The sequence below is a fragment of the Pseudomonas sp. AM4(2022) genome (assembly GCF_036346515.1).
Classification (GTDB): Bacteria; Pseudomonadota; Gammaproteobacteria; order Pseudomonadales; family Pseudomonadaceae; genus Aquipseudomonas; species Aquipseudomonas paracarnis.
On sequence record NZ_JAOTNW010000033.1, the window covers coordinates 26,702 to 38,434 of the forward strand.

Consider the following 11,733-nt stretch of genomic DNA (forward strand, 5'->3'; position numbering starts at 1 on the left):
TTTTCCAAGAAGGAGCCGGTGATGTCTTTAGCGGCTGATGAAGTAACACAACAACCACGCTCGCGCCGGTGGTTGGCGCTCGCGATATTGATGCTGCCAGTCTTGCTGGTGACCGTGGATAACACCGTACTGGGTTTTGCCCTGCCCAAAATCGCCGAGGCCTTGCACCCCACTGCCAGCCAGCAATTGTGGATGATCGATGCCTACTCACTGGTGCTGGCAGGATTGCTCATTTCCATGGGTAGCCTGGGGGATCGCAAAGGCCATCGCAAACTTCTGCTGATCGGCTCATTGGGGTTTACCCTGGTGTCGGTGATGACCGCTTACTCCAGCACCGCCACGCAACTGGTCGTGGGACGCGCATGCATGGGGGTGTTCGGGGCAATGTTAATGCCATCAACGTTGGCGTTGATTCGCTCAGTGTTCGAGGACCGGGAAGAGCGTCGCCTGGCCGTGGCTATCTGGGCAACCACCTTGACCGTCGGTTCTGCGCTTGGGCCGTTGGTCGGCGGCATACTGCTGGAGTTCTTCAGTTGGGGGTCGATTTTTCTCCTGGCCGTACCGGTGCTGGTGCCTCTGTTGATCCTCGGCCCTTGGCTGCTGCCTGAGTCCGAGCCGGACGCGTCGGGGCCGATGGATGTCATCAGCATTGTGCTCTCAATGGTCGCCCTCAGTGCGTTGGTGTACAGCATCAAGCATGTCGCCAGTGAAGGGCCGGACGCCTGGGCACTGGCGGTATTGGCCGTTGCAATCGTGAGCGGCTGGCAATTCGTACGCCGTCAGTTGCGCCTCCCTACCCCCTTGATGGACCTGAGCCTGTTTCGCAACAAGACGTTCAGCGGCTCGGTGACCATTAACCTGATGAGCCTGGCCTTCCTGATCGGTTTCGTGTTCTTTGCCACTCAATTGCTGCAAATCGTCCTGGGCATGTCGCCCTTGAACGCCAGCCTGGCGCTGATACCGGGCCAGCTCATGGCGATTGTGGTGGGGATCCTGATCGTCCCGGTCGCCCAGCGCGTATCGGTCAATGTCCTGATTCCCATCCTGCTGGCCTTCACTGCCGGCGCGTTTTTGCTGGTCGCCAGCCTCGGTAGCAGCTTGACGGTGATCGTGGTTGCGTTTGCCTTGTTGAACATTGGCGTCGGCGCCATCGCTACGGTCTCTAACGACGTGATCCTGTCGGCTGCCCCGGCCAACAAAGCCGGAGCCGCGTCAGCCATCAGCGAGACGGCCTATGAAGTCGGCGTAGTGCTCGGCACCACCGTGCTCGGTGGCCTGGTGACGGCTTACTACCGCGGCACGCTGCACTTACCGGACTTCTTGAGCCCTATGCAAATGCACCTGGCAAGCGAAACCTTGGCAGGCGCCCACGCAATCTCGACCACCCTGGCGCACGACCAGGCCAGTGAAGTCATGGGCAACGCTATACAGGCATTTGTAGGAGGGACTCAACTGATGGCCTGGGCGACCTTCAGCTTGGCGGTGCTGGCCATCGTCATCGCCAGGCGCACACTGAAAGCTCAGGAGACTGCGCCTGTGTGAAGTGGGTGCGGGCGGACGAACCCAGTGCAACTTGAATTCGGGGGTAACCCGGCAGGACGCCGGGTTAGATCCAACATCCCGATCGACTGGCAGGCCGCCTTCGCGAGCAAGCCCGCTCCCACACTTGGTCAGGTGTCGGCTGTCAGGCAAGCTGCAGCATAGGTATCTACCCAACTTTAGGGCGATGCTAGACCTGTGGCGAGGGAGCTTGCTCCCGTGACGGCTTGACAGCCGACGCTGGTCCAACTGAAGCGCTGCGATCCAAATGTGGGAGCTGGCTTGCCTGCGAAGGCGGCCTGGCAGCCGACCAATATGTTGGATCAGACCGAGTACATATCCGTTATTCAGGTAACGGCCACTTAGGGCTCCGCCCAACGGCGGCTACAATCTACAAAGTTGTGTAGATACCTATAGTCATCGCAGGCAAGCCAGCTCCCACAGTTGATAGCATTTCAAATCGAACATAAAAAAGGCGACCTGAACACGGTCGCCTTTTGTCATTGCGCGTACTGCTTGCTCAACCCCGGCGGCACGCCTTGCACGTTGGTTTCTTCCCATGGCCCGTTGGGGCTGATGGAGCGGCTCCAGCCGTTGCTCCAGCGGTAGTAGGTGCGCTGGCGGTAGAAGGTATCAGGCTGGTCGTCCAGCACGTACACCTGCATCTTGCCGTCCCAGTGGCTGGCGGCGCCCGGCGGTGGGGCAAAGGTCGGCGATTTGCTTGGCAGAGGCTTGGGCGGCGGCGTCACCGGACCGGAAGGTTTGGTGCTGGGCTTGGTGCTCGGCTGGGTCGAAGGGCCAGACGGTGGAATAGTCGGGCCGGTCGGCGCCGCAGGTGGGCGGTGGACCGCACAGGCACTCAGGCCGAGTACCAGGCTGAGCAGGGTGATGCGTGCAAATGCGGTCATGGGCGTGTCCTCAGAATTACTGGTCCGGAGTGTCGATGGTCAATTGCTGCAGCGCAGTGGTGCTGCTGGCCAACGGTTGGCTGCGGCCGATCCATTCGCCAGTGGTCGGTTGGCCGGCCCGGGATATGCGCGCAACCAGTTGGACTTCGGGGAAGTTGGACAGTTTCAACTGCGGCATCATCGCGTCGGCATCGCCCAGTTCGACGGTGACCGGCAATGCGTCGACGGTCACACGCTTGGCAGCCAAGGGCGCCGGGGGGCCGTTTACGGCGCGGGCAAAGATGAACACGCTGTCGCCTGGCAGGGACTTGGCTTTCACCTCGGCAGATACGTCCACCCGCACGGTCAGCAGCGCCTTCGGCGCCTGAGCCACGCTGCCACCGCTCTCCTTGAGCTTCTCTGCTGCGCGATCAATCCCGCCTTGCAAGGCGACACGGGAATTGTCCTCTGGCGGCAGTTGCGCGAGCAGGCGGTTCCAGTAGTCGATGGCTTCCTGATAACGCTGGCCCTCAAAGGCAGCGATACCCAGCAGGCCGAGACTGGTGACTTCCTTGGGGTCGAGCTTCAAGGCTTCGTCGGTCAAGGCCTGAACCTTAGGCGACCACTGTTTGTTGTCGGCAAAGTACTGCGCCTGGGCCCATTGGCCGAGCAGTTCCGGTTGGCGCCCGGCCAATGCAACCGTACGTTCAAAGACTTTGGCGGCATCGGCGGCACGGTCCTGGGCCATATAGGCGCGCCCAAGGAAGTACAAACCTTCTGCCGAATCCGGTTGCGCGGCGGCGGCGCGTTCCAGGCGGCGAGTCATGTCGGCCATGGACACCGGCGGTTGGGAAAACTCACGGGTCAGTTCAACCTTGTCGCTCGCCCCATAATGCAGGTACAGCGCAACGCCCAGCACAGGCACCAGAAACGCCGCCAAAAACGGCAGCGGTTTGCCTAACCGCGATTCGCGGGGCTTTTCCACACCTTCGGTGTCAGCCAGCAACTCACGGGCCGCTTCGGCGCGGCCCGTGTCGAGTTGCGCGGTATTCAACACACCTTCGTCTTGCTGCGCTTGAAGCTCGGCGACACGTTCCTGGTACAGCGCCACGTTCAACGCGGTACGATCCTCTTCACGCTGGGCACGACGGCCACGCAACACAGGGATCAACAGGAAACTCAGGGCAATCAGTAGCAGCAAACCGGCTGCGAGCCAGAAATCAATCATCAGTCTTGGTGTCCAGCAATTGGTCGAGGCGTTTACGCTCTTCAGGGGACAGCGCATCGGCGCCATCAATCGGTGCGACACGGCGCCGACGCACGATCACGGCCATCACCACCACGCCGGCCAGCAACAGCCCGGCCGGGCCAAACCACAACAGCGCGGTCTTGCCGGTGAGCGCCGGTTTGTAGCGCACGAAATCACCGTAGCGGTCGACCATGAAGTCGATGATCTGCTGGTCGTCCTTGCCCTCCCCCAGCATGCGGAAAATCTCTCTGCGCAGGTCGGTGGCGATCGGGGCGTTGGAGTCGGCAATGTCCTGGTTCTGGCACTTCGGGCAGCGCAATTCCTTGGTCAAATCGCGAAAACGCTCACGCTCGGCGTCGTTGGCAAATTCATAGGTGTCGATGGCGGCGTGGGCCACGCCGGCCAGGCCCAGGGCTAAAACGGCAGCGGTCAACCAACGCTTCATGGCTTGGCCTCATCGACCAGCGCCTGGTACTTGGCGGCCAGCTGTTCGCGCCACACCGTTTCGTCGATCACGCCGACGAACTTGTCGCGAATCACACCCTTGGCATCGATGAAGAAGGTTTCCGGCGCGCCGTAAACGCCCAGGTTCAACCCCAGGTTGCCGTCTTCGTCGCGGATATCCAGCTGGTACGGGTTATGAAATTCCGCCAGCCACTTCAAAGCCGCCGCATTGTCGTCCTTGTAGTTAATGCCGTAGATCACCACGCCCTTCTCGGCCAGCTTGTTCAGCACCGGGTGTTCGACGCGGCAAGAGATGCACCAGGTGGCCCACACGTTGACCAGCGCCGGCTTGCCCTGCAAATCTGCCTGGGTCAGGGTCTTGTCACCCTGCACCGTTGGCAGGTTGAAGGCGGGGAACGGCTTGCCGATCATCGCCGAAGGCAGCTCGGCCGGGTCCAGGTACAAACCGCGATACAGGAACACCGCCACCAGCAGGAACAACGCCAGCGGCACAACCATCAACCAACGCTTCATACCGCAGCTCCCGAAAGGCCAAGCGCTTCACGCACCCGGCTCTTGACCTTGACCCGATAGCGCCGGTCCAGCGCCGCAAGCAACCCGCCGAACCCGGTGAGCAACCCGCCGAACCAGATCCAGCGCACGAAAGGTTTGACATGCACGCGCACAGCCCAGGCGCCATCGCCCAGGGGTTCACCGAGGGCCACATACAGGTCACGGGTGAAACCTGCGTCGATGCCAGCCTCGGTCATCATCGAACTTTGCACGGTGTACAGGCGTTTCTCCGGGTGCAGCACGGCGATTTCCTTGCCATTGCGCACCACGCGCACCGTGCCTTTGTCGGAGGTGAAGTTCGGCCCTTCAAAGTGCTTGGCACCTTCGAAGATGAAGTGGTAACCGGCCAGGTCCATGGACTCGCCCGGCGCCAGGCGCAGGTCGCGCTCGGCGCTGTTCTGGCTGGACAGCACCACCCCAAGGGCGCACACCGCAATACCAATGTGGGCGATCTGCATGCCCCAATAGCTGCGCGTCAGGGTGGGCAGGCCTTTGATCAGGCCTTTGTGGCGCGTCTTGTCGACGATGTCCCGCGCCCCCGCCAGCAACACCCAGGCCGCCAGCAGGAAGGTGGCGAGTACCGCCCAATTGAAATCGCCGTAGGCAAACCCGGCGATCACCGCCAGGGCCACGCTGCCGAGCAGCACCGGCATCAGCATGCCCGCCAGCCATTTCACCGGGGTGTCTTTCCAGCGCACCAGTACGCCGACCGCCATCACCACCATCAGCAGGCCCATCAACGGGATGAACAACGCATTGAAGTACGGCGGCCCCACGGACAGCTTGGCGCCGCTGAGGGCATCCAGCACCAGCGGGTAGAGGGTGCCGAGCAGGATCATCGACGCGGCCACCACCAGCACCAGGTTATTACCCAGCAACAGGGTTTCCCGCGACCACAGGTTGAAACCGACCTGGCTCTTGACCACCGGCGCGCGCAGGGCAAACAGGGTCAGGGAACCACCCACTACAAAGAGCAGGAAGATCAGGATGAACACGCCGCGCTCAGGGTCCGAGGCAAACGCATGCACCGAGGTCAGCACGCCCGAGCGCACCAGGAAAGTGCCGAGCAGGCTGAGGGAAAACGCCGCGATGGCGAGCAGTACCGTCCAGCTCTTGAACACGCCACGTTTTTCGGTGACGGCCAGGGAGTGAATCAGCGCAGTACCCACCAGCCACGGCATGAAGGAGGCGTTTTCCACCGGGTCCCAGAACCACCAGCCGCCCCAGCCGAGTTCGTAGTAGGCCCACCACGAGCCCAGGGTGATACCGATACCGAGGAAGGCCCAGGCAACGATGGTCCATGGCCGTGACCAGCGCGCCCAGGCGGCGTCGAGACGCCCGCCGAGCAAGGCGGCGATGGCGAACGCGAAGGCCACGGAAAAGCCCACATAGCCCATGTAGAGCATCGGCGGGTGCACGATCAGGCCGATATCCTGCAGCAACGGGTTGAGGTCGTGACCGTCTACCGGGATCTGCGGCAGGATGCGGGTGAACGGGTTGGAGGTCATGATCAGAAACAGCAGGAAGCCGATGCTGATCATGCCCATCACCGCCAGCACCCGCGCCAGCATCACTTGCGGCAATTGGCGCGAGAACACCGAGACGGCGAAGGTCCAGCCACCGAGGATCAAGGCCCACAACAGCAATGAACCTTCGTGGGCGCCCCACACGGCGCTGAACTTGTAGTACCAAGGCAAAGCGCTATTGGAGTTGTTGGCAACGTAGGCGACAGAAAAGTCGTCGGCCATGAAGGCGTAGGTCAGGCAACCAAAGGCGAACAGCAAGAAGGCAAACTGGCCCCAGGCGGCAGGCTGCGCCAGGCTCATCCACAGGCGGTCGCCGCGCCAGGCACCGAGCAAGGGCACCACGGCCTGGACCACCGCAAAGCACAGCGCGAGGATCATCGCTAACTGGCCCAGCTCCGGAATAAACAGTGCGGACGTCATGGCTTAGCCCTCCTTGGCTGGGGTGGCGGGCGCGGTTTGGCCGCTGTCTTTCAAGGCTTTGGTGACCTCGGGCGGCATGTATTTTTCATCGTGCTTGGCCAGCACTTCGTCAGCCACCACCACGCCGTCGGCGTTGAGCTTGCCCAGGGCGACAATGCCCTGGCCTTCGCGGAACAGGTCCGGGAGGATGCCGCGGTAGGTGATGGTCACGGCCTTGTTGAAATCGGTGACTACGAAGGTCACGTCCAGAGAATCGCCGGAACGCTTCAACGAGCCCTGCTCCACCATGCCGCCGGCGCGGATGCGCGTATCGACCGGTGCCTCGCCATTGGCGATCTGAGTGGGTGTGTAGAACAGGTTGATGTTCTGCTGCAGGGCGCTCAGGGCCAGGGTCACGGCAATACCGACGCCGACCAGGATGGCAAGGATGATCAACAGACGCTTTCTACGCAGCGGATTCACTTTTCGGTCTCCCGGCGCAGACGTCGCGCCTCTTGTTGCAGGTAACGCTTGCGGGCCAGGATCGGCGCGGCGACGTTGAGGGCCAGCACCGCCAGGCAGATGCCATAGGCCGTCCAGACATACAGGCCGTGGTGGCCCATGGCGAGAAAATCACTGAAAGAAGCAAAACTCATCCGCGTGCTCCCAGGCTGCTTTGCACTTCGGCCTTTACCCAACTGGTACGGGCTTCACGCTTGAGCACTTCAAGGCGCATGCGCAGCAGCAATACGGCGCCGAAGAAACAGTAGAAGCCCAGCACCATCAGCAGCAACGGCGCCCACATTTCCACGGGCATCGCCGGTTTTTCGGTGAGGGTGAAGGTGGCGCCCTGGTGCAGGGTGTTCCACCACTCCACCGAGTACTTGATGATCGGGATGTTGATCACACCGACAATCGCCAGCACCGCGCAGGCCTTGGCGGCGCTGTCACGGTTGCTGATGGCGTTGCCCAGGGCAATCAGGCCGAAATACAGGAACAGCAGGATCAGCATCGAGGTCAGGCGCGCATCCCACACCCACCACGAGCCCCAGGTCGGCTTGCCCCAGATCGCACCGGTCACCAGCGCCACGGCGGTCATCCACGCACCGATGGGCGCGGCGCATTGCAGGGCTACATCGGCCAGCTTCATCTTCCATACCAGGCCGACGATGCCACACACCGCCAGCATTACATAGCAGGACTGGGCCAGCATCGCGGCAGGCACGTGGATATAGATGATGCGAAAGCTGTTGCCTTGCTGATAGTCCGGCGGCGCAAAGGCCAGGCCCCAGACCAGGCCGATGCCGATCAGCAGGATGGCGGCGATACTCAACCACGGCAGCAGCTTGCCACTGATGCCATAAAACCATTTGGGCGAGCCGAGCTTGTGAAACCAGGTCCAGTTCATTGCTGTTTCCATCACGGTGCTTTTCGTCGTGGCGAAAAGCTCAGGGTCTTTACTGACTCAGCGTCATTGACGCCGGGTCAGACCTCATTATTCACCGACGCTGATTTTCAGGCCGGCGGCTATAGCAAAAGGTGTCAGGGTTACCGCCAGGGCGGTCAGGCTGCCAAGCCACAAGAGGTAACCGGTCGCCGGCATGCCCATGAGCGCGGCTTGCAACGCGCCACTGCCCAGGATCAACACCGGGATATACAACGGCAGAATCAACAGGGCCAGCAACAGCCCGCCACGCTTCAAGCCGACCGTCAACGCTGCGCCCACCGCCCCCAACAGGCTGAGCACCGGCGTACCGAGTAACAAGGACAGGAGTAGCACCGGCAGGCATTCAACGGGCAACCCGAGCATCATGGCAAGCAGTGGCGAGAGCAAGACTAGCGCCAAGCCGGAAAAAACCCAGTGTGACAGCACCTTGGCCAGTACCAGAAGTGGCAAAGGGTGCGACGAAAGGACCCACTGTTCCAGGGAACCGTCTTCGAAATCACTGCGAAACAGCCCGTCCAGCGAGAGCAGAACCGATAAAAGTGCGGCAACCCACACCAGTCCTGGGGACAAGGTTTGCAACAGTTTAGTCTCCGGACCGACCGCCAACGGGAACAGCGCGATCACGATGGCAAAAAACACCAGCGGGTTGGCCAGTTCGGCAGGGCGACGGCACAACAGTCGTGCCTCGCGGGCGACCAACAGGGCGAACACACTCATAGCGACCACCGCCCAAGGTCCAGCTCACGGTAGCCAGCAGGCATACGCGCCAAGGTGTGGTGGGTGGTGAGCACCACCAGGCCACCTTGCTCGCAGTGCTGGGCCAGGTGCGCCTCAAGTTGAGCCACGCCTTGTTTGTCGAGGGCCGTGAAAGGTTCGTCGAGAATCCACAACGGCGGGCCGGGCAAGTACAAGCGGGCCAGGGCCACACGGCGCTGCTGGCCGGCGGACAGGGTGTGGCAGGGAACGTCTTCAAAGCCCTTGAGGCCCACCGCGGCCAGGGCCTGCCAGATGGCGTCACGGGAAGCAGGGTGATGCAGGGCGCTGAGCCAACTGAGGTTTTCTTCAGCGGTGAGTACGTCCTTGATGCCGGCGGCGTGGCCGATCCAGATCAGGTTGCGCGCCAGCTCAGGACGCTGTTCGTTCAACGGCTTGCCGTTGAGACGCACCACGCCGGCCGTCGGCTGCATCAGCCCGGCCAGCAGGCGCAGCAGGCTGGTCTTGCCGCTGCCATTGGGGCCACTGACTTGCACCATGTCGCCACCCGAAAGCCGCAGGTCGAGTTGCTCGAACAGCAGGCGCAGGTCGCGTTCACAGGCAAGCGCTACGGCTTCAAGAAGAGGGCTGGTCAAAAGATCGCGGGCCTTTACGGTTCAAGTCGGCGGTGCAGCGGCCGTTATAGAGAGATGCACAATAACGGCTTTGGCGACCGATTTTAGAGAGCTGGATCAAATAGTTGTGAGGTTTTTACCGCTCTCTTTGCAGACGGGCGGCATTATACATGCGATGCCCTACTCTAAAGAGGGCAATTTCCCCAGAGACGATGCGCACGATGACCGGTGAGATCAACCTTCCTCCATTGCCGCCAACCTCCGCGCCCGGGCCCGCACCGCTGCGGGCCGCCGGCGAGCTGCTCAAACTGTTAGAGCCGCAGGCTGGGTTGATCGACCCGGGGAAAACCGTGAACGCCGAGGTCATCGCGCTTAAACAAGGCGGCGAGGCCTTTCAGTTACTGCTCAAACTGACCCTTGAAGGCGGTCGCCAGACGCTGGTGCAGGCCAGCAGTGCCCAGCCCTTGCCTCTAGGCAGCAATGTGGCGGTGAGCCAGACGCCTGCGGGCAACCTGGCCATCACCCTGCAGCAAGCCATGAGTGCCAACGTGGCCGCTCTCACTCGCCTCGACACCCACCAGATGCCGGTGGGTACGTTGTTGCAAGCCAAGGTGCTGACCACGCAGATGCTGCCCCAGGGCACGGCGCAACCGGCGATCTATCGCTCCCTGGTGAGTGTGCTCAATAACGCCCTGGCCGGTGCCACCCTGACCCTGGAAAGCCCCCAGCCGCTGAGGGTGGGCAGCTTGCTCAGCGCCGTGGTGCAGAACGCGCAGACCCTGAACTTCGTACCGCTAAGCGGCCTGACGGACCAACTGGCCGTGACGCAGCAACTTGCCACTCAGCAAAGTCGCCAAGGCTCGCTGGATGCGGTGTTCACCGCCCTGCAAAACCTACCCCGTGGCGACAGCACATCGGCCGAGCTGCGGGCCGCCGCCGAGCGATTGTTGGCGGCCTTGCCCGATCTGGCACAGGTCAGCAACCCCAAGGTGCTGGCCCAGGTGGTGCAGAACAGCGGCGCCTTTCTGGAAGCCAAACTGCTCGCCGGCCAGAACCCGCAAATCCCACCGCTGGACATGAAAGGCGCGCTGTTGCGCCTGGTCGCAGACCTGCTGCCCGCCCTGCCCGCCAGCACCAACCTGAATGCGATTCTCGCCGCCAATACCCTGGCCCAGGTGTTGCCGCACTTTGTGCGCAGCCCGCTGAACACCCTCGGCCAGGTCGGCGCCCGGCAGATACCCGCCGGCTTCCCGCTGCCCGAAAGACTGATGGCAAAACTGGAAGGTGAAGGCGACCTGGAAAACCTGCTACGCCTGGCCGCCGGGGCGATCTCGCGCTTGCAGAGCCATCAACTGTCGAGCCTGGAACAGACCGGCACCACCGCCGACGGCCGCCTGCAAACGACCTGGCAGCTGGAAATCCCCATGCGCACCCTGCAAGACATCGTGCCGTTGCAGGTCAAGTTCCAACGCGAGGAGCCCGCGCCAGACAAGGACCAGCCCGAGCGCAAGGATAAAAAAGACCCGAAACAAATGCTCTGGCGCGTCGAACTGGCCTTCGACATGGAGCCACTGGGCCCGCTGCAGGTTCAGGCGCAGTTGTCCCAAGGCAAACTGTCCAGCCAGCTGTGGGCCAGCCGCCCGTTCACCGCCAGCCTGATCGAAAGCCATTTGGGCAGCCTGCGTGAGCGCCTGGTGTCATCCGGGCTCAACGTCGGCGACCTGGATTGCCACCTGGGCACCCCGCCCCGTGGGCCAAAAACCGGACTGGAGCAACGCTGGGTGGACGAAACCGCATGAAGAACGCCGCCCCGCCCCGCCAGGCCATCGCCCTCAAGTATGACGGCCAACAGGCCCCTACTCTGACGGCCAAAGGCGATGATGCCCTGGCCGAAGCCATCCTCAAGCTGGCACGGGAGAATGAAGTACCCATCTATGAAAACGCCGAGTTGGTGAAGCTGCTGGCGCGCATGGAACTGGGGGACAGCATTCCGGAAGAGTTGTACCGCACGATTGCCGAGATCATTGCGTTTGCCTGGACGTTGAAGGGCAAGTTCCCGGCCGGCTACGACCCGGATGCAGGGCCGGTGGAGCGGGATGTCACTGAGCAGGGTGACGATTACTGATTGCTCATGAGGCCCATACACCTCCAACTGTGGGAGCTGGCTTGCCTGCGATAGCGGTGGTTCAGTTTGCCCATTTGCCCCTGATACAACGATGTAGCGAAATGGATATGTACACAATCCAACTGTGCTGACTGCCAGGCCGCCTTCGCGAGCAAGCCCGCTCCCACAGTTGATCGCAGTGCATCAGCTAGAGAGGTGCCGGCTGGCAGGCCGTTA

The 11,733-nt window shown here is 62.1% G+C and carries 13 protein-coding genes; 3 read left to right on the forward strand and 10 right to left on the reverse strand.

Translation table 11 applies throughout. From position 1 onward, the window contains the following. The first annotated feature begins 21 nt into the window (after positions 1 to 21). Positions 22 to 1,542, forward strand: a complete 1,521-nt coding sequence (locus ODQ19_RS26685; RefSeq protein WP_330211686.1) for an MFS transporter — start codon at positions 22 to 24, stop codon at positions 1,540 to 1,542. A gap of 497 nt (positions 1,543 to 2,039) precedes the next feature. Here the strand turns inward: ODQ19_RS26685 and ODQ19_RS26690 are convergent, their stop codons facing one another. From ODQ19_RS26690 to ccmA, 10 genes are all read right to left on the reverse strand, one after another. After that, positions 2,040 to 2,447 carry a hypothetical protein gene (locus ODQ19_RS26690; RefSeq protein ID WP_330211687.1) on the reverse strand — a complete coding sequence of 136 codons (408 nt, stop codon included), beginning with the start codon at positions 2,445 to 2,447 and terminating at the stop codon, positions 2,040 to 2,042. Between the two features lie 16 nt (positions 2,448 to 2,463). Further along, complete coding sequence (gene ccmI, locus ODQ19_RS26695; RefSeq protein WP_116665548.1) at positions 2,464 to 3,654, reverse strand: c-type cytochrome biogenesis protein CcmI; 1,191 nt, start codon at positions 3,652 to 3,654, stop codon at positions 2,464 to 2,466. Beyond that, on the reverse strand, positions 3,647 to 4,120 hold the full coding sequence (locus ODQ19_RS26700) for a cytochrome c-type biogenesis protein (RefSeq protein ID WP_003189960.1): 474 nt from the start codon (positions 4,118 to 4,120) through the stop codon (positions 3,647 to 3,649). Before ODQ19_RS26700 ends, ccmI begins: the two co-directional genes overlap by 8 nt. After that, entirely contained in the window at positions 4,117 to 4,653 is a 537-nt protein-coding gene (locus tag ODQ19_RS26705) for a DsbE family thiol:disulfide interchange protein (RefSeq protein ID WP_320748311.1), read from the reverse strand. The genes ODQ19_RS26700 and ODQ19_RS26705 overlap by 4 nt, the downstream gene beginning before the upstream one ends. Then, the gene (locus ODQ19_RS26710; protein WP_330211688.1) at positions 4,650 to 6,638 is read right to left on the reverse strand and encodes a heme lyase CcmF/NrfE family subunit; all 1,989 of its coding nucleotides are present in this window, start codon (positions 6,636 to 6,638) and stop codon (positions 4,650 to 4,652) included. The genes ODQ19_RS26705 and ODQ19_RS26710 overlap by 4 nt, the downstream gene beginning before the upstream one ends. Before the next feature lie 3 nt (positions 6,639 to 6,641). Further along, on the reverse strand, positions 6,642 to 7,100 hold the full coding sequence (gene ccmE / locus ODQ19_RS26715; RefSeq protein WP_330211689.1) for a cytochrome c maturation protein CcmE: 459 nt from the start codon (positions 7,098 to 7,100) through the stop codon (positions 6,642 to 6,644). Then, positions 7,097 to 7,273, reverse strand: coding sequence for a heme exporter protein CcmD (gene ccmD, locus ODQ19_RS26720; protein ID WP_003172771.1), 177 nt, complete (start codon positions 7,271 to 7,273; stop codon positions 7,097 to 7,099). Before ccmD ends, ccmE begins: the two co-directional genes overlap by 4 nt. After that, a complete protein-coding gene (locus ODQ19_RS26725; protein ID WP_330211690.1) occupies positions 7,270 to 8,025 on the reverse strand; it encodes a heme ABC transporter permease in 756 nt (251 codons plus the stop codon). Before ODQ19_RS26725 ends, ccmD begins: the two co-directional genes overlap by 4 nt. An 87-nt stretch (positions 8,026 to 8,112) precedes the next feature. Further along, positions 8,113 to 8,781 (reverse strand): heme exporter protein CcmB, encoded by a 669-nt coding sequence (gene ccmB, locus ODQ19_RS26730; protein WP_330211691.1) that lies wholly within the window; start codon positions 8,779 to 8,781, stop codon positions 8,113 to 8,115. Continuing rightward, the gene (gene ccmA / locus ODQ19_RS26735; protein WP_330211692.1) at positions 8,778 to 9,413 is read right to left on the reverse strand and encodes a cytochrome c biogenesis heme-transporting ATPase CcmA; all 636 of its coding nucleotides are present in this window, start codon (positions 9,411 to 9,413) and stop codon (positions 8,778 to 8,780) included. The genes ccmB and ccmA overlap by 4 nt, the downstream gene beginning before the upstream one ends. A gap of 200 nt (positions 9,414 to 9,613) precedes the next feature. On the opposite strand from ccmA, the gene fliK reads away from it, so the two are divergent. Then, entirely contained in the window at positions 9,614 to 11,191 is a 1,578-nt protein-coding gene (gene fliK / locus ODQ19_RS26740; protein ID WP_330211693.1) for a flagellar hook-length control protein FliK, read from the forward strand. Beyond that, positions 11,188 to 11,517 (forward strand): EscU/YscU/HrcU family type III secretion system export apparatus switch protein, encoded by a 330-nt coding sequence (locus tag ODQ19_RS26745; RefSeq protein ID WP_330211694.1) that lies wholly within the window; start codon positions 11,188 to 11,190, stop codon positions 11,515 to 11,517. The genes fliK and ODQ19_RS26745 overlap by 4 nt, the downstream gene beginning before the upstream one ends. The last annotated feature ends 216 nt before the right edge of the window (positions 11,518 to 11,733 follow it).